Here is a 16,416-nt window from a genome sequence, read left to right as displayed (position 1 = left end):
TCCTGCTCCGGGTGCGGTCCGACGGTCTGCGTTGCGTCGCTCACGCACCCATCGTTTCGGGACGGGCATGCCCCGGCAACTCGGCCTGGTGACGCAGACCACCCGGCGAATCGTCTCCCGGTCCGCCGGACGCGGGGTACGGTCGTGGTGTACGAAACCGTTTCGTTCACATCTCGTTCACCGCCCGGACGCGCCGCCCGGAGCGCGGTGTCTCACGCCCGGCCAGGAGGTGCGCGTCATGGCACGCGGCAGGCTCACGCCCGAGCGGGAGGCCGAGCTCTACGCCGCCGTGCTCGACCTGCTCCGCGAGGTCGGCTACGACGCGCTGACCATGGACGCCGTCGCGGCCCGTACCCGCTCCAGCAAGGCCACCCTCTACCGCCAGTGGCAGGGCAAACCGGAACTGGTCGCCCAGGCGCTGCGGCACCGCAAGCCGCTCAGCACCCAGGACATCGACACCGGCAGCGTGCGCGGCGACTTCGCCCAGTGGGTGCGGCGCGCGGACGACCGGCAGATGGCGAAGGACTCCGCCCTGATGCGCGGCCTGGGGCAGGCCGTCCACGGCAACCCCGACCTGCACCAGGCGCTGCGCGAGGTGCTGTTCGACCCGGAGGTGACGGGGCTGCGGACGATGCTGCGGCGCGGCGTCGACCGGGGGGAGATCGCCCCGGACCGTCCCGCGCTGGCCTTCGCCCCGCACATGCTCGTGGGCGCGCTGCTCGCCCGCCAGCTCATCGAGGGCCGCAGCGCCGACGCCGCGTTCCTGTCCGCCTACGTCGACGCGGTGATCCTGCCCGCACTCGGGGTCTGACCCGGCCGGAACCCCGGCCGCCGGCCCCCACCCCCAGACCTCCGGGACCGTTGCATGAGCGGAGCGGCACCCCGGAGCAGCGCCCGCCCGTGGGGACGGGAGCGGCGCGCGAGAAGAGCCCGGCGACGGACCCCCCGGGGGGACGGGATCCGTCGCCGGGCCACCGCCTTGCCGCTTATGGGCCGATCAATGGGTCTTTGTCCCTAGAGGGAGGAGCCGGTACACCCCCCTCGCCTGTTTCGCGTCGCAGGCGCTCTTGCAACATATTCGCAACAGGCACCACCATTGGGGGGTTGCGAACCTGGAGCGGAGAAGTCTGAGATGCACGTACCCGACGGATTCATCAACGCGCCGGTGTCGGTGGCGACCGGCGCGGTCGCGGCCGCCGCCGTCGCGGTCAGCCTGCGCGGCGCCCGGCGGGAACTGGCGGGTGCGACCGGCGGCGGCCACGCGGCGGAGCGCACCGCCCCGCTCGCCGGGCTCGTCGCCGCGTTCATCTTCGCCGTCCAGATGCTCAACTTCCCCGTCGCGGCCGGCACCAGCGGCCACCTCCTGGGCGGCGCCCTGGCCGCCATCCTCGTCGGCCCGTACACCGGCGTGCTCTGCGTCTCCGTCGTGCTGCTCATGCAGGGCGTGCTGTTCGCCGACGGCGGGCTCACCGCGCTCGGCGTCAACATCACCGACATGGCCCTTGTGACGACCGTCGTGGCCTACGGCCTCTTCCGCGGACTGGTCACGGTGCTGCCGCGCCGCCGCAGCTCGGTCACCGCCGCCGCCTTCGTCTCCGCCCTGGTCTCGGTGCCCGCCGCCGCGGTCGCCTTCACCGGGCTCTACGCCCTGGGCGGCACCGCCGACGTACCGCTCGGCAAGGTCTTCACCGCCATGGTCGGCGTGCACACCCTGATCGGCCTCGGCGAGGCCGCGATCACCGCCCTGACCGTCGGCGCGGTCATCGCCGTCCGCCCCGACCTGGTGTACGGCGCCCGCGGCCTGGCCAAGCCCCTCGAACTGCGCACCACGCCGGTGACGGTGCCGGCCGCGCCCGCGCCGGCGGCCGGCGGCCTCGGCACGGCGGCCCGCACGCGGCAGCCCGCGGCCCAGCCCGCGGCCCAGCCCGCGGCCGCGCTCGACACGAAGCCCGCCACGGAGCCCGCCACGGAGCCCGCCGCCCCGCCCGCCGAGGCCGCCCCCGCCCCGGCCTTCGCCCCCCGCCGCTCCGCCCGCCCCGTCTGGCTGGCCGGGCTCGCCGCCGCCCTGCTGTGCGCCGGCGGCCTGAGCTACTACGCCTCCGCCAGCCCCGACGGCCTGGAGAAGGTCGCCCACGACCAGGGCATCGACGCCCGCGCCGAGGACCACGCCGCCAAGGACTCCCCGCTCGCCGACTACAGCGTCAAGGACATCACCGACCCGCGCCTGGCCGGCGGCCTCGCCGGGGTCATCGGCGTCGGCGCCACCCTCGCCGCCGGCACCGGCGTCTTCGTCGTCCTGCGCCGCCGCAACGCCGCGGCCCGCGCCACCCCGGGCGCGCACCGCCCCGCGGAGGAGAGCTGAGATGGGCGCGGGCCACGCGCACAAGCTCTACCGGCACGGGCACTCGCCCGTGCACGCCCTGCCGCCGCACTGCAAGCTCGCGGCCGTCTTCTGCTTCGTCCTGATCGTCGTCTCCACACCCCGCGAGGCGATGTGGGCCTTCGCGCTGTACGCCCTCCTGCTCGCGGTGGCCGCCGACGCCGCCCGCGTGCCGGCCGGCTTCCTCCTCAAGCGGCTGCTCATCGAGGTGCCGTTCGTGGCGTTCGCCGTGCTGATGCCGTTCGTCGCCGAAGGTCCGCGCGTCGACGTCCTCGGGCTGAGCCTGAGCACGTCCGGCCTGTGGGGCGCCTGGAACATCCTCGCCAAGGGAACCCTGGGCGTCGCCGCCTCCGTGCTGCTCGCCGCCACCACCGAACTGCGCGAACTCCTCCTCGGCCTCCAGCGGCTCAAGATGCCCCCGATGCTGGTCCAGATCGCGTCCTTCATGATCCGTTACGGCGATGTCATCACCGACGAGATGCGGCGGATGCGTATCGCCCGCCTCTCGCGCGGCTTCGAAGCGCGCGGCCCGCGCCAGTGGGGGGTGCTCGCCAAATCCGCGGGCGCCCTGTTCATCCGCTCCTACGAGCGCGGCGAGCGGGTGCACCTCGCCATGGTCAGCCGCGGCTACACCGGCACCATGCCCGTCCTCGCCGAGACCACCGCCACCCGCGCACAATGGACCCGCGCGGCCGCCCTGCCCGCCGCCGCCCTCGCCGTATGCCTCCTGGGATGGACCCTTTGAGCACGCCAACGCCCGCCCCCTCCCTCGCCGTCTCCCAGCTCGCCTACGCCTACCCCGACGGCCACCAGGCGCTCTTCGGCGTCGACCTCACCGTCGGCCGCGGCGAGCGGGTCGCCCTGCTCGGACCCAACGGCGCCGGCAAGACCACCCTCGTCCTGCACCTCAACGGCATCCTCGAAGCGGGCGCCGGCTCTGTCACCGTCGCCGGTCTGCCCGTCGGGAAGAAGCACCTCGCCGAGATCCGCCGCCGGGTCGGCATCGTCTTCCAGGACCCCGACGACCAACTGTTCATGCCCACCGTCCGAGAGGACGTCGCCTTCGGCCCCGCCGCGGCCGGACTGCGCGGCGCGGACCTCCAGGCGCGGGTCACCGAGGCGCTGGAGCGGGTCGGCATGGCCGGCTTCGCCGACCGCCCGCCGCACCACCTCTCCTTCGGGCAGCGCCGCCGGGTCGCCGTCGCGACGGTCCTGGCCATGCGCCCGGAGATCCTCGTCCTGGACGAGCCGTCCTCCAACCTGGACCCGGCCTCCCGCCGCGAACTCGCCGACATCCTCCGCTCGTTGGACGTCACCGTCCTGATGGTCACGCACGACCTGCCCTACGCGCTGGAGCTGTGCCCGCGCTCCGTCGTCCTCTCCGGCGGCGTCATCGCCGCCGACGGCCGCACCCAGGACCTGCTGTGCGACACGGACCTGATGCGCACCCACCGCCTCGAACTGCCCTTCGGCTTCGACCCCCGCTCGGTGACGCTTCCCGTGTGAGAGGCACCGGCGGTCGGCCCTGTGACGAACCCCACGGGGCCAGGCCCTGGTCATCAGCACTGATTCCCGCGTTGCACCATTGATGGGTCACCAAAGCGGCGGATGAGTGGAAGCGGGAATCAGTGGTGGACGTCCAGGGCACGGTCGAGGACGGCTTCGAGCCGGTCCGGGACGCCTTCGCGGCCAACTTCGCGCAGCGCGGCGAGCGGGGCGCGGCCGTCGCCGTGTACCGGCACGGGCGCAAGGTCGTCGACCTCTGGGGCGGCGCGAAGCACGGTGACGGCGGCGGGGACGCCGCCGGGGCGCCGACCGCCCCCTGGGAGGCCGGCACCGCCCAGATCATCCGCTCCGCCACCAAGGGCGTCGCCGCCATCGTCCCGCTCCTGCTCCACCAGCGCGGACTGCTCGACCTGGACGCGCCCGTCGGCACGTACTGGCCCGAGTTCAAGGCCGCCGGCAAGGACCGCGTCCTGGTCCGCCACCTCCTCTCCCACCGCGCCGGCCTGCCCGTCCTGGACACCCCGCTCACCCCCGAGCAGGCCATCGACGGCGTCAGCGGCCCCGCCGCGCTCGCCGCGCAGGCACCCGCCTGGACCCCCGGCACCGACCACGGCTACCACGCGCAGACCTACAGCTGGCTGATCGGCGAACTCGTCCTGCGCGTCACCGGCCGCACCCTCGGCGGCTGGGTCGCCGACGAGATATCCGGCCCGCTCGGCCTCGACCTGTGGATCGGCCTGCCCGACGCCCTGCGCTCGCGCGCCGGCCGGCTCGCCGAAGTGGAGGCGCCCGCCCCGCCGGCCTCCGCGGGCCTGCGGGTACGGCCCAAGCCGGCGGTCGCCGACGCCTACCGCGATCCCTCCTCGCTGACCAGCCGCGCGTTCGGCGCCATCGCCCCGCCGCCCGACGAGAACGCCGACGCCTACCGCGCCGCCGAGCTCCCGGCCTCCGCCGGCATCGCCACCGCCCGCTCCCTGGCGCGCTGTTACGCCGCCCTCATCGGCGCCGTCGACGACCACCCGCGCCTCTTCGCCCCGGCCACCCTCACCCTGGCCCGCACCGAGGAGTCCGCCGGCCCCGACCGCACCCTCGTGGTCAACACCCGCTTCGGCCTCGGCTTCATGCTCCACGGCCCCGCCTCGCCGCTCCTGGGCCCCGGCTCCTTCGGCCACCCGGGCCGCGGCGGCGCCCTCGCCTTCGCCGACCCCGAGAGCGGGATCGCCTTCGGCTACGTCACCAACGGCATGCGCAAGAACGTGACGGCGGACGCGCGTGCCCAGGCGGTGTTGCGGGGCCTGGCCGCCGCTTCCCACGTTGCCGGCTGACGCGCCGTAGTGCGTCTGTGGATTTCTCCCGCCTGCGGCGGGGCGGGGGTGCCCGGAGGCGTCAGGGGGCCGGTCAGCCTGTGTGGAGCATCAGGCCGATGCCGAGGACCATCAGGGCGGCCGCGGCGATGCGGGGGGTGCCGAAGCGTTCCTTGAAGAAGACGGCGCCGATGGCGGCGCCGACGATGATCGAGGACTCGCGCAGGGCCGCGACGGGGGCGAGCGGCGCGCGGGTCTGGGCCCACAGCACGAGTCCGTAGGCGAAGACCGACAGGACGCCGCCCAGCAGGCCGCGCGAGGCGACCGGGCGGAGCTGGGCGAGCAGGGCGCGGCGGCGGGTGGCGAGGGCGTAGCAGGGGATCGCCAGGCCCTCCAGGACCATCAGCCAGGCGATGTAGCCCAGGGGCGTGCCGGAGGCGCGTACGCCCAGACCGTCGACGGTGGTGTACGAGGCGATGGCCAGGCCGGTGGCGAGCGCGGCGGTGATCGCCGGCCAGTGGGGGCGGGCGCCGCCCGGGCCGCGGATGCCCCACAGGGCGACACCGACCAGGCCCGCCGAGGCGAGGGCGACCCCGGCCAGCGCCCACCCGTCGGGGATCTCGTGGACGAAGACGGCGGCGAGGACGGTGACTACGAGCGGCGCGGTGCCGCGCGCGATCGGATACATCTGCCCGAACTCGCCCAGTTGGAAGGAGCGCATCAGCAGCGCCTGGTAGAGGACGTGCAGGACGGCGGAGGCCAGCAGGAAGGGCCAGGCGCCGGCGGCGGGCAGGGGGGTGACGGCGGCGAGGGCGGCGCCGCAGGCCGCGCCGCCACCGCCGACGAGGGTGAAGGCGAGGAGCTGGTCGCGGATGCCGTGGGCGACGGCGTTCCAGCCGGCGTGGGTGACGGCGGCGAGCAGGACCGCCGCGACGACCAGCGGCGTCACGCGGTGCGCTCGCGGGCGTCGCCGGCCCGGCCCGGGGCGTGGTCGTGGGGCGGTATGCCGCCGGTGGTCGGTGCGCCGCGGTCGGTCCCGGAATCGCTCATGGCCCGCACGCTAGCGAAAGCTGTACGGGCCATGCGAACGGGTATCCGGTCGCGGGGCGCCCCGGGTGGCCGGAAGGGCGCCCCTCGCGGTCAGCGCGCGGTGAGGAGGGCGCGGACCACCGGGCCGGCGTTGGAGCCGCCGTGGCCGCTCGCCGGGACGACGGCCGCCGCGGCGAGGTCGTCGCGGTAGGCGGTGAACCAGGCGTTGGGCTTCTTCTGGCCGTCGACCTCGGCGGAGCCGGTCTTGGCGCCGGTGTCGCCGCCGATCCCGGACATCGCCTCGGCGGCCGTACCGGAGGCCGCCGTCAGCCGCATGAGGGACTTCAGGCCCGACGCGGTGCCCGGCTTCATGGCGCGCGGGGCCTTGGCGAGGCTGCGGTGGTCGAGCGCCGGCGAGACGATGTACGGCTGGTGGAAGGCCCCGGCCCGCACCGTCGCGGCGAGCGAGGCGACGGTGAGCGGGTTCATCCGCACGCCGCCCTGGCCGATCAGCGAGGCGGCCATCTGCGCGTCGCTCTGCACCGGCACGTTGCCGTCGAAGGAGGGGATGCCGGTCTGCCAGTTCAGGCCGATGCCGAAGACGTCGCGGGCCTCCTTCGTCAGGTCGTCGTCGCTGAGCTTCTCCGCCTGCGAGATGAAGGCGTTGTTGCAGGACGCGGCGAAGCTCTGCGCGAAGGTGCCGTGCGGGATCTCGGACTTGTCGAGGTTCTGGAACTTCCAGCCGCCGACGGTGACGTACTTGGGGCACGGGTGGGACTTGCCCGGTGAGGTCATGCCCTTGTCCATGAGCATCGCCGCCGTCACGATCTTCATCGTGGAGCCGGGGGCCAGCGAGCCCTGGGTGGCGACGTTGAAGCCCTTCTCCGGGGAGTTGGCGATGGCCAGGATCTCGCCCGTGCTGGGCTTGATGGCGACCGCGGACGCCCGCGACTTGGTCTTGACCGCCTTCTCCGCGGCCGCCTGGAGCGTCGCGTCGAGCGTGGTCTTCAGGGTGCCCGGGGTGCCCTTGGAGAGCACCTTCAGCGTCTTGTCGGGCTGCTGGGCGGCGGCATCGGCGTTCTTGGCGCGGTGGATGGACAGCTCCACGCCGGGCTTGCCGTCGGTCTTGGCGCCGAACTTGTCCCGCAGGCTCGCCAGCACCCCGGCCAGCGCCGGGTGCTCGCGCGGCGTCAGTTCGGCGCCCGCGCGGTCCACGGCCTTGATCGGCGGGGCCTCGGCCTCGCCGGTGCGCAGCACGTCGCCCTTGCCCAGGCCCGGGTGCAGGACCGCCGGCTGCCAGGCGACGAGCGGCTTACCGGTGGCCTTGTCGCGCCGTACCGTCGCTTCCGTGCGGTAGCTGTAGGGGGCCTTGGTGCCCTTGTGGTCGATCTGCGCGTCGACGGTGTACGGCACCTTGTCGCCGGCCGGCGTGCCCGGCGTCAGCTTCACCGTCGAGAAGTGCGCCTGGTCGGCGAAGCGCTCCAGCTCGCCCTTGGCGGTGTCGGGGCTGTCCGTCAGGGCGGCGGCCGCGGCGGCGTCGCCGGACTGCCAGGCGGTCAGGAACTTCTGCGCCGTCGTGCGGACCTCCTTGGCCGTCAGCGGGCCGGTCCGCACCCCGGGGCTGCCGCCCGTCTTGGCGTCGGCCGACCTGACCGCCTGCGGCGACGGCTCCTGCGAGCCGTCGAACAGCGTGAAGCCGCCGACGACGCCCGCCACCAGGGCCACCGATCCGCCGATCAGCCCGTACTTCACCTCACGGCGCATGCCACCTATTCCCTCCCAGAGCGTCGTCCTCGAATACGTACACAAGAACGTGCCTGGCACTCTAAGGGACACGGGGAGGCCGTGAGTCTCGATCAGGGCACGGTCCGGTGACACGCTGTCGTCCGGCCGTGACGTGCGGGGGTCGTCGTGACGTCCGGGGGGTCAGCCGCCCGCGGCCGGCCGGCCAGCCGCGTCACCGGTCAGCAGCGCGTCCGCCGCACGCCACACCCGGTCGGCGAAGCGCGCGGCCTGGGGGTGCGCGCCGTGCGAGGGATGGGCGAGGTGGGCGCGGACGGTGGGGGCGCCGGTCAGCGGCACGAGATGGACGCCGGGGTGGGTGTAGCGCCGGGCGGCGGAGACCGGAGCGGTGCCGACGCCCAGGCCGGCGGCCACCTTCTCCAGCCACTCGTCGAAGTTGCGGCACTCGGCGCCGATCACCGGCTGCCGGCCGTCCTGCCACATGTCCGGGAACGTGGTCCCGCTCACGGTGTTGATGATCAGCGGCCACTCCGCCAGCTCCGCCCAGTCCAGCTCGCGGCGTTCGGCCAGCCGCCAGCTCGCGGGGACGGCCGCGATCCGGGACTCCTCATAGAGGAACACCCCGCGCAGCCCCTTGGGCAGGCTCTCGCCCCGCAGCAGTCCCAGATCGACCACGCCGGTGTCCAGCCCGGCGAGGGGGGTGTCGCAGCGGACGAACTCGACTTCGATCCCGGTTTCCTCCGCGAACCGGGCGGCGAGCCGCGATAACCCCTCGGGCAGTCCCCAACTGAACCCGATGCGAAGTTTCTCCCCTTCGCGCAGATCCGTCAGGACCGAGTCGAGCTGGTGCAGCAGCGGGGCGACCGCGTCCCGCAGCACGCCGCCCTTCTCGGTCAGCTCGGTCCTGCGGGTGGTGCGTTCGAACAGCCGCACGCCCAGCGACTCCTCCAGGGTCCGGATGTTGCGCGTCAGGGTCGGTTGGGCGAGATGGAGCCGTCGGCCGGCGGCGGTGAAGCCGCCCTCCTCGGCGACCGCCAGAAAGCAGCGGAGATGGCGTAGATCGATGTTCATTCTTTTAGCGTATAGGTGCTTCAGCAATGTCATTTCTCCAACCCCGGCAGGCTGTCTAGGCTTCTGGTGTCACCGAGCGGACGGGGTGCCCGGCGAAGTGCGTAGCAGGCCGGTACCCGAAGCGTTGCCCAGGTGCCCAGCCATGTGTTCAACGGGGGTAAGTCATGCAGAAATTCCGGTGCACGCCTTTGGTCGGCGGAGCGGAAAAGCTGGACAAAGAAAACGCAAAGGAATCCGGCTGCCGCTCCGGCGGGGTGGCAGGCTGATGCGCCGGTGGGGCGGTGTGCCGCGAGGTCCCGGCGCCGGTCGGCGGAGGGTCGCGGTCGCGCGCTTCCGGTAAGCGGGCCCGCGCGCCCGAACCGCGAATTTTTCTTTCCCGGGCGCTTCCCTGCCCGTCACCTTCCCGTGCGTTTCCGTTTCTCCGCCGCGCTCTCTTCGGCGCGCCCTGCCGCGCCCCTCTTCTCTCCTTTCTCCTTCCTTTAGGCGGCGGCCCCTGCCGCGCGCCCCGCCGCGTTAATCAACGGTAATGCGGCGTGTTCGCGGGATCGCTCTGCGTATTTGAAAGTTCAGTGGTCAACTACCTATTTTCCGTTGCCGGAATGTCCATTCTGATGCCCAAAACACCGAGAAGGATATTGATGTGCCGATGATCGAGACCCGCAACGGTCCCCTCGAACACGTCGTGATCGACGGCGACCCGGACCTGGCGCCCCTGGTCTTCCTGCACGGCGGCCTCGGCTGCATCGCCGCCTGGGGCCGTTTCCCCGCCCGGCTCGCCGCCGCGACCGGACGCCGCGCCCTGGTCTACTCCCGCCACGGCAACGGCGGTTCCGGCCCCGACCCGCTGCCGCGCACCCCCCGCTACATGCACCAGCACGCCCAGGAGGTGCTGCCCGAACTCCTCGACGCACTCGGCATGCACCGCCCGGTACTCGTCGGACACAGCGACGGCGCCTCCATGGCCCTGCTGTACGCCTCCGTACGGCCGGCCGAAGCCGTCGTCGCCATGGGGCCCCACATGTACTTCGAGGAGCAGAACCGGCTGGGCATCGAGGCCGCCCGGGCCTCCTACGCGGCCGGACCGCTCGCCAAGAAGATGGCCCTGGTGCACAACGACCCGCGCACCGTCTTCGACCGCTGGAGCGAGGTGTGGCTCTCGCCCGGCTTCCGCGACTGGTCCATCGAGGACGACCTCGACGTCACCGCGCCGGTCCTGCTGATCCAGGGCGACGCGGACGAATACGGCTCCCTCGACCAGATCGACTCCGTACAGCGCTCGGTGCGCGGCCCCGTGCGGCGCCTGGTCCCCGAGGGCTGCGACCACTACCCGTACCTGGTCTGCCCCGACCTCGTCATCGACACCACCCGCGACTTCCTCGCCGCGCTCGCCGCCGGCACTGTGGTGGAGGCGGCCCGATGACCGACACCACCACGACGCGGCTCGACGCCCTGCTGGCCCGCGCCGCACACCTGCACCCCGACCGCCCCGCCCTCGAAGGCGCCGGCGAGAGCTGGACCTACGCCCGGCTCGACCGCGCCGTCGACGCGCTGGCCGCACAGCTCGCCGCCGCCGGCGTCGCACCCGGCGACCGGGTCGGCGTCTACGCCGCCAAGACCCCCGCCACCGTCATCGCCCTCTACGGCGCGCTGCGGGCCGGCGCGGTCACCGCGCCCCTCGACATCGCCGACCCGCCCGAGCGCACCGCCCGCATGGTCCGCAACGCCGGCCTGTCCCTCCTGCTGACCACCGACCGCTCCCTGGCCGCCGGCCACCGCGCCGCCGCCCACGCCCGCGACGGCGCCCCCGCCGACGAGGGCGCCCTGGACCACGGCCTGAACTGGCTGCGCGTCCTCGCCCCCGACCAGCGGCCCGCACCGCTGCCCGCGCCCACCGACCGCGGCGGCTACATCCTCTTCACCTCCGGCAGCACCGGCTGGCCCAAGGGCGTCCTGCTCTCCCACGAGAACGTCGCGCACTACGCCCTGTGGGCGGCGGAGGAATTCGGGCTCACCCCCACCGACCGGATCGGCTCCCAAGCCGCCCTCACCTTCGACCTGACCACCTTCGACCTGTTCAGCGCCGCCGCCGCGGGCGCCTGCACCGTCCTCATGCCCGACCTGCTGCGCGCCTTCCCCCGCGACGTCGTCGGCTGGCTGACCGAGCAGCGCGTCACCGCCTTCATGGCCGTGCCGTCCCTCTACCACGGCATGCTCCAGCAGGGCGGCCTCGCCGACGCGCCACCGCCGGACCTGCGCATCGCCGCCTTCGGGGGAGAGGCGTTCGCCCCGCCGCTGCTGGAGCGCTACCTGCGCCTGCTGGACGGCGTGCCCTTCTACAACCTCTACGGACCGACCGAGACCAACGCCTGCACCTACCACCGCGTACCCGCCGACTGGACCGCCGACCAGGAAATGACCATCGGCCGCGGCATCGGCGGCGTCCACCTCGACGTCCTCGACGAGGACGGGCGGCCCACCGACGGCGAGGGCGAGATCCACATCGCCGGACCCACCGTCTTCCAGGGCTACCTGCGCGGCGGCGAACTCAGCGACCCCACCGTCACCGTCACCTTCCGCGACGGCGTCACCCGCCGCGCCTACGCCAGCGGCGACCTCGGCCGGATCACCGCCGACGGGCGGGTCTTCCTGCGCGGTCGGCGCGACTCCCAGGTCAAGCGGCGCGGCCACCGCATCGATCTGCTGGACGTCGAAAGCGCCGTCCTCGAACTCCCCGCCGTCGCCACCGCCGCCGTCGTCGCCAAGGACGGCGAGTCGGCCGGCCAGATCTGGGTCTACGCCCGGACCGACGCCACCGAACGGGAGGTCCTCGCCGCCCTGCGGGACGTCCTGCCGAAGCGGATGCTGCCCGACCGGATCGTCCCCGTCGCCACCCTGCCCACCACCACCAGCGGGAAGGTCGACCGCCGCGCCCTGAGCGACGCCGCCTTCACCGCACCCGCCCCCCTTGAGGAGACCCGCGCATGAACACCGTCGAAGACCTCTGCACCCTCATCAGCAGCCGCATCCGCTGGGGCCGCGACGAGGACCCGCGCTCGCTGGACGCGGACACCCCGCTGCTGGAAATGGGCCTGATCGACTCCCTGGCCATCATGGAGATCGTCGCCGCCCTCGACAAGGAAGCCGGCGTCTCGCTGCCCGACACCGAGATCGTCGCCGCCAACTTCCGCACCCCCAAGGCCCTTTGGGCGGCCATCGAGAGCCTCGCCCCCGAGGGCCGCGCATGAGCGCCCCCGCACCCGGCGCGCTGCGCACCGGCGACCCGCGCACCGAGCAACTCGTCGACCGCTACCGCGACCTGGCCGCCACCGCCTGGGAACAGGTCGCCGACAAGGACTTCGCCGCGCGGTGGCAGGCCATGGCCGACCTGGGCGTGCTCCGCCTCGCCGACCCCGGCACCTCGCACCCCGGCCCGGTCACCCGCTCCCTCGCCATGATCGAGGGCATCGGCCTGGCCGGCGTCGACCCCGGCATCTGCTACGCCCTGGCCTCCCAGATCTTCGGCATGCAGTTCCCGCTGCGCGCCGCCCTGGTCCCGGACGCCTGGCGCGCCCTCGACGGCATCGAGGACGGCAGGGTGCTGCTCTGCCACGCGCTGACCGAACGCAAGGGCGGCAGCGACCCGCTGTCCATGGCCACCCGCGCCCGGCGCGACGGCGACGGCTTCGTCCTCGACGGCGCCAAGACCTTCATCACCGCCGCGCCCGTCGCCGACCGGGCGATCGTCTTCGCCCGCACCGCCGAGGGACGCTCCCCCTTCGCCCTGTCCGCGTTCCTCTTCCCCCTCGACCTGCCCGGAGTGCTGCGCGGCGAGACCTTCGCCAAGACCGCGCTGTCCACCGTCCCGATGGGCGAACTCCTCTTCGACGGCGTCCGGCTGCCGGCCGGCGCGCTGATCGGCGAGGAGGGCTCCGGCCTGGCCGTGATGGCCTCCACCACCGCCTGGGAACGCTCGGTCATCCTCGGATACGCCCTCGGCCCGATGCACCGCACCCTGGCCCGCACCATCGACTGGGCCCGCGAACGGGACCACTTCGGGCGCCGCATGGGCGCCAGCCACCAGGTCGCCGCCCGCGTCAGCGACATGGCGCTGGCCCTGCACCGCTCCCGCGTCCAGCTCTACGCCATGGCCGCCCGGCTCGACGCCGGCACCCCCGCCCGGCAACTGGCCGCCGAAGCCGCCCTCACCAAGATCTCGGTGTCCGAGGACTTCGTCCGCCTCACCGAGCACGCCACCGCCCTGTCGGGCGTACGGGCCTTCCTCGCCGACTCCGGGCTGACCGCGGACCTCGCCGACCCCATGGCGGCCCTCACCTACGCCGGTCCCAACGACCTGCTGCGCGTGGGCATCGCACGCCAACTCGGCCTCCCCGTCGAGAACTGACCCTAAGGACATCGATGACGCTGCCGACACACCTGGACGACCTCCTCAAACTCGCCGCCGAGACCGGCGCGGCCCTCGCCCCGCTCGCCGCCGACGTCGACGCCGGCCGGTCCAACGGCCACGAGACGTACGACATCCTGCGCGACTCCGGCCTCCTGGCCCTGCTCGCCCCGCGCGACGTGGGCGGCGCCGGCCTCGGCTTCGGCGACTACTGGCGGGTGCTGGCCGAACTCGGCGCCCACAACGGCGCCGCCGCCCTCGGCTTCAACATGCACAACGTCGTGATCGGCGCGCTCGCCGACGCCGCCGGCACCGGGCTGCCGCCGGCCGCCGAACGCTTCCGCGCCTGGATGCTGGACGAGGTCGTCACCGGCCGCAAACTGTTCGCCTCCGCCACCTCCGAGACCGGCCGCGGCGCCAAACTCCGCGGCATGGGCACCCGCTACCGCCTCTCCGACGACGGCGAGAGCTACATCCTCACCGGAAAGAAGTCCTTCGTCTCGCTCGCCGGGGCGGCCGACTACTACGTCGTCGCGGCCGCCGCCGACGACGGCACCGAGGACACCGGCGACGTCTCGCACTTCGTCGTCGCCGCCGACGACCCCGGCGTCAGCTTCGGCACCGTGCACAGCCTGTCCGCGATGTACGGCACCAGCACCGCCGCCATGACCCTGGACGCCGTGGCCGTGCCCCGCTCCCGCCTCTACCTCGGCGTCGAGGGCATGTCGCTGTTCAAGGTCGTACGCGAACCGCACTGGATGATCGCCGGCTACACCGGCGCCTACCTCGGCATCGCCGAAGCCCTCTTCCGGCACGCCACCGACCACGTCACCGCCGACCCCGCCCGCGCCGCGTCGCCGGTGCTCCACCAGGAGCTGGGCCGGATGTCCGCCCGGCTGCGGGCGGCCCGCGCCCTGGTCCACGAGGCCGGCGACCTGGTCGACGCCGAACGCGGCAGCCTGGAGGCCAACGCCGCGGTGCACGCCGCCAAATACGTCGTCGGCGAGGTCGGCCCGCAACTGGCCCAGGACGCGGTACGGATCTGCGGCTCGGCCGCCGTCAGCCGCAGCCACCCGCTCGAACGCCTCGTCCGCGAGGCGTCGTTCGCCCACGTCATGCCGGCCAAGCCGCACGAGTGCCTGGAGTACCTCGGCAAGGCCGCCGTCGGCGTCAACCTCTACGACGCCCGGGCCTTCTCGTGGTGACCCCCGTCGCCGACGACACGGCCGTCACCCGGGACGCCTTCCGGGCCCTGATGGGCTCCCACCCCAGCGGCGTCGCCGTCATCACCACCACCGACGACCAGGGCGTCCCGCACGGCTTCACCTGCACCGCCCTGTGCTCGGTCTCCCTCGACCCGCCGCAGCTCCTGGTGTGCGCCTCGACCGCCGGCTCCACCCTGCCGGTGATCGCCGCCCGCGGCGCGTTCGCCGTCAACTTCCTGCACGGCTCCGGACGCCGCGCCGCCGAAGCCTTCGCCGGACCGGCCGCCGACCGCTTCACCACCGTGCCCTGGGAGACGGCGCCCGCCACCGGCCTGCCGGTCCTGCCGCAGGACGCGCACGCCATCGCCGAATGCCGCGTCACCCGCCTCACCCCGGCCGGGGACCACACCATCGTCATCGGCGAGGTGCTGCACACCCACCTGCCCGACCCGGCCGGCACCGCGCCGCTGCTCTACGGCATGCGCCGCTACGCCACCTGGCCCTCCTGACCACCCCACCCACCGCAGCGAACAACCACCGAAGCGAGGAACAGCCATGTACCGCACCATGATGAAGTCCAAGATCCACCGCGCCACCGTCACCCAGGCCGACCTGCACTACGTCGGCTCGCTGACCGTCGACTCCGACCTGATGGCGGCGGCCGACCTGCTGCCCGGCGAAAAGGTCGACATCGTCGACATCGAGAACGGCTCCCGGCTGTCCACCTACGTCATCGAGGGCCAGGCCGGCTCCGGCGTGATCGGCATCAACGGCGCCGCCGCCCGGCTGATCAGCCCCGGCGACCGGGTCATCATCATCGCCTACGCCGCCATGAAGGACGAGCAGGCCACCTCCTTCGTCCCCAAGGTCGTCTTCGTCGACGAGCACAACGCCGTCGCCGACCTCGGCGGCGACCCGGCCGCGGTCCCCGAGGGCTCCGGCCTCCTGCGCGGCGACCTTGTGGCCAACTGACGCTCCCACCAAGGCACTTCAGGAGACCTCACACCTTCAGGAGACCTCATGACGACGTCCGTGGTCAGCGGCGGCACCCGCGGCATCGGGCGGGCCCTGAGCCTGCGGCTCGCCGCCCTGGGCCACCAGGTGATCGCCCTCTACCGCACCGACGAGGACGCCGCACAGCAGACCGTACGGGCCGGTGACGGGCGGATCGAGGCGCTGCGCTGCGACCTCACCCGCCCCGACGAGATCCACGCGGTGTGCGCACGCATCACCGCCGAACACGGCGCGCCCGGCGTCCTCGTCAACAACGCCGGCGTCAACCGCGACCGGCCCTTCCTGGCCATGACCACCGAGGACTGGGACACGGTGGTGGCCACCAACCTCTCCGGCCCGTTCCACCTCAGCCGCGCCCTGGCCCCCGCGATGGCCGCGGCGGGCGGCGGCAGCATCGTCAACATCGCCTCCACCACGGCCATCCGGCCGCGGCCGGACGGCGCCAACTACTGCGCGAGCAAGGCGGGCCTGCTCCAGCTCACCAAGTGCCTGGCACTCGAACTGGCCCCCCACATCAGGGTCAACGCCCTGCTCCCGGGATTCACCGACACCGAAGAGGTCACCGAGCGCTACCGCCTCGACGACCCCGACCGGCGCGCGGCCGTCCTGGAAACCATCCCCGGGCGGCGACTGGGCACCGTCGAGGACATCGCCGACGCCCTCGAATTCCTGGTCACCGCGCGCAGCGGCTACGTCACCGGCCAGCAACTCATCGTCGACGGCGGGCACTTCATGGGCTGACCGCCCGCCCCGCACCCGACG

General features: G+C 73.5%; 16 protein-coding genes. 13 read left to right on the top strand and 3 right to left on the bottom strand.

From position 1 onward, the window contains the following. The first annotated feature begins 238 nt into the window (after positions 1 to 238). The 5 genes from ACZ45Z_RS12170 to ACZ45Z_RS12150 all read left to right on the top strand — a co-directional run bounded on the left by ACZ45Z_RS12170 (position 239) and on the right by ACZ45Z_RS12150 (position 5,211). A complete protein-coding gene (locus tag ACZ45Z_RS12170) occupies positions 239 to 811 on the top strand; it encodes a TetR/AcrR family transcriptional regulator (RefSeq protein WP_468360264.1) in 573 nt (190 codons plus the stop codon). 321 nt (positions 812 to 1,132) lie between these two features. Continuing rightward, positions 1,133 to 2,362, top strand: a complete 1,230-nt coding sequence (locus tag ACZ45Z_RS12165) for an energy-coupling factor ABC transporter permease (protein WP_468360261.1) — start codon at positions 1,133 to 1,135, stop codon at positions 2,360 to 2,362. 1 nt (position 2,363) lies between these two features. Further along, complete coding sequence (gene cbiQ, locus ACZ45Z_RS12160) at positions 2,364 to 3,125, top strand: cobalt ECF transporter T component CbiQ (RefSeq protein ID WP_468360258.1); 762 nt, start codon at positions 2,364 to 2,366, stop codon at positions 3,123 to 3,125. Beyond that, positions 3,113 to 3,886 (top strand): energy-coupling factor ABC transporter ATP-binding protein, encoded by a 774-nt coding sequence (locus tag ACZ45Z_RS12155; RefSeq protein ID WP_468360255.1) that lies wholly within the window; start codon positions 3,113 to 3,115, stop codon positions 3,884 to 3,886. The genes cbiQ and ACZ45Z_RS12155 overlap by 13 nt, the downstream gene beginning before the upstream one ends. A gap of 122 nt (positions 3,887 to 4,008) precedes the next feature. Then, positions 4,009 to 5,211, top strand: a complete 1,203-nt coding sequence (locus ACZ45Z_RS12150) for a serine hydrolase domain-containing protein (protein ID WP_468360252.1) — start codon at positions 4,009 to 4,011, stop codon at positions 5,209 to 5,211. A gap of 73 nt (positions 5,212 to 5,284) precedes the next feature. On the opposite strand, the gene ACZ45Z_RS12145 is transcribed toward ACZ45Z_RS12150, so the two are convergent. From ACZ45Z_RS12145 to ACZ45Z_RS12135, 3 genes are all read right to left on the bottom strand, one after another. Then, positions 5,285 to 6,139: an EamA family transporter gene (locus tag ACZ45Z_RS12145; protein WP_468360249.1), complete on the bottom strand. Its 855-nt coding sequence runs from the start codon at positions 6,137 to 6,139 to the stop codon at positions 5,285 to 5,287. 191 nt (positions 6,140 to 6,330) lie between these two features. Continuing rightward, the gene (locus tag ACZ45Z_RS12140; RefSeq protein WP_468360246.1) at positions 6,331 to 7,983 is read right to left on the bottom strand and encodes a penicillin-binding transpeptidase domain-containing protein; all 1,653 of its coding nucleotides are present in this window, start codon (positions 7,981 to 7,983) and stop codon (positions 6,331 to 6,333) included. 162 nt (positions 7,984 to 8,145) lie between these two features. Beyond that, entirely contained in the window at positions 8,146 to 9,033 is an 888-nt protein-coding gene (locus ACZ45Z_RS12135) for a LysR family transcriptional regulator (RefSeq protein WP_468360243.1), read from the bottom strand. 646 nt (positions 9,034 to 9,679) lie between these two features. Here ACZ45Z_RS12135 and ACZ45Z_RS12130 point away from each other — a divergent pair. The 8 genes from ACZ45Z_RS12130 to ACZ45Z_RS12095 are packed head-to-tail and all read left to right on the top strand — an operon-like array spanning position 9,680 to position 16,395. Further along, positions 9,680 to 10,453 (top strand): alpha/beta fold hydrolase, encoded by a 774-nt coding sequence (locus ACZ45Z_RS12130; protein ID WP_468360785.1) that lies wholly within the window; start codon positions 9,680 to 9,682, stop codon positions 10,451 to 10,453. Then, complete coding sequence (locus tag ACZ45Z_RS12125) at positions 10,450 to 12,018, top strand: amino acid adenylation domain-containing protein (RefSeq protein ID WP_468360241.1); 1,569 nt, start codon at positions 10,450 to 10,452, stop codon at positions 12,016 to 12,018. Before ACZ45Z_RS12130 ends, ACZ45Z_RS12125 begins: the two co-directional genes overlap by 4 nt. Beyond that, positions 12,015 to 12,278 (top strand): acyl carrier protein, encoded by a 264-nt coding sequence (locus tag ACZ45Z_RS12120; protein WP_468360239.1) that lies wholly within the window; start codon positions 12,015 to 12,017, stop codon positions 12,276 to 12,278. The genes ACZ45Z_RS12125 and ACZ45Z_RS12120 overlap by 4 nt, the downstream gene beginning before the upstream one ends. Beyond that, on the top strand, positions 12,275 to 13,435 hold the full coding sequence (locus ACZ45Z_RS12115) for an acyl-CoA dehydrogenase family protein (protein WP_468360237.1): 1,161 nt from the start codon (positions 12,275 to 12,277) through the stop codon (positions 13,433 to 13,435). Before ACZ45Z_RS12120 ends, ACZ45Z_RS12115 begins: the two co-directional genes overlap by 4 nt. Before the next feature lie 14 nt (positions 13,436 to 13,449). After that, positions 13,450 to 14,640 carry an acyl-CoA dehydrogenase family protein gene (locus ACZ45Z_RS12110; protein WP_468360235.1) on the top strand — a complete coding sequence of 397 codons (1,191 nt, stop codon included), beginning with the start codon at positions 13,450 to 13,452 and terminating at the stop codon, positions 14,638 to 14,640. Continuing rightward, on the top strand, positions 14,637 to 15,149 hold the full coding sequence (locus ACZ45Z_RS12105; protein WP_468360233.1) for a flavin reductase family protein: 513 nt from the start codon (positions 14,637 to 14,639) through the stop codon (positions 15,147 to 15,149). Before ACZ45Z_RS12110 ends, ACZ45Z_RS12105 begins: the two co-directional genes overlap by 4 nt. Before the next feature lie 46 nt (positions 15,150 to 15,195). Beyond that, the gene (gene panD / locus ACZ45Z_RS12100; protein WP_468360230.1) at positions 15,196 to 15,612 is read left to right on the top strand and encodes an aspartate 1-decarboxylase; all 417 of its coding nucleotides are present in this window, start codon (positions 15,196 to 15,198) and stop codon (positions 15,610 to 15,612) included. 48 nt (positions 15,613 to 15,660) lie between these two features. After that, positions 15,661 to 16,395, top strand: coding sequence for an SDR family NAD(P)-dependent oxidoreductase (locus tag ACZ45Z_RS12095; protein WP_468360227.1), 735 nt, complete (start codon positions 15,661 to 15,663; stop codon positions 16,393 to 16,395). Positions 16,396 to 16,416 lie beyond the last annotated feature (21 nt).

The sequence above is a fragment of the Streptomyces sp. NPDC031210 genome (genome assembly GCF_055570395.1).
The sequence above is the reverse complement of the archived record's forward strand: the minus strand, read 5'-3'. Positions and strand labels throughout refer to the sequence as shown.

Excerpts from the sequence above, each read along its gene's own strand:
- ACZ45Z_RS12170 (WP_468360264.1), top strand. The coding sequence starts at position 239 with ATGGCACGCGGCAGGCTCACGCCCGAGCGGGAGGCCGAGCTCTACGCC.
- ACZ45Z_RS12165 (WP_468360261.1), top strand. The coding sequence starts at position 1,133 with ATGCACGTACCCGACGGATTCATCAACGCGCCGGTGTCGGTGGCGACC.
- cbiQ (WP_468360258.1), top strand. The coding sequence starts at position 2,364 with ATGGGCGCGGGCCACGCGCACAAGCTCTACCGGCACGGGCACTCGCCC.
- ACZ45Z_RS12155 (WP_468360255.1), top strand. The coding sequence starts at position 3,113 with ATGGACCCTTTGAGCACGCCAACGCCCGCCCCCTCCCTCGCCGTCTCC.
- ACZ45Z_RS12140 (WP_468360246.1), bottom strand. The coding sequence starts at position 7,983 with ATGCGCCGTGAGGTGAAGTACGGGCTGATCGGCGGATCGGTGGCCCTG.
- ACZ45Z_RS12135 (WP_468360243.1), bottom strand. The coding sequence starts at position 9,033 with ATGAACATCGATCTACGCCATCTCCGCTGCTTTCTGGCGGTCGCCGAG.
- ACZ45Z_RS12130 (WP_468360785.1), top strand. The coding sequence starts at position 9,680 with ATGATCGAGACCCGCAACGGTCCCCTCGAACACGTCGTGATCGACGGC.
- ACZ45Z_RS12125 (WP_468360241.1), top strand. The coding sequence starts at position 10,450 with ATGACCGACACCACCACGACGCGGCTCGACGCCCTGCTGGCCCGCGCC.
- ACZ45Z_RS12120 (WP_468360239.1), top strand. The coding sequence starts at position 12,015 with ATGAACACCGTCGAAGACCTCTGCACCCTCATCAGCAGCCGCATCCGC.
- ACZ45Z_RS12115 (WP_468360237.1), top strand. The coding sequence starts at position 12,275 with ATGAGCGCCCCCGCACCCGGCGCGCTGCGCACCGGCGACCCGCGCACC.
- ACZ45Z_RS12110 (WP_468360235.1), top strand. The coding sequence starts at position 13,450 with ATGACGCTGCCGACACACCTGGACGACCTCCTCAAACTCGCCGCCGAG.
- panD (WP_468360230.1), top strand. The coding sequence starts at position 15,196 with ATGTACCGCACCATGATGAAGTCCAAGATCCACCGCGCCACCGTCACC.
- ACZ45Z_RS12095 (WP_468360227.1), top strand. The coding sequence starts at position 15,661 with ATGACGACGTCCGTGGTCAGCGGCGGCACCCGCGGCATCGGGCGGGCC.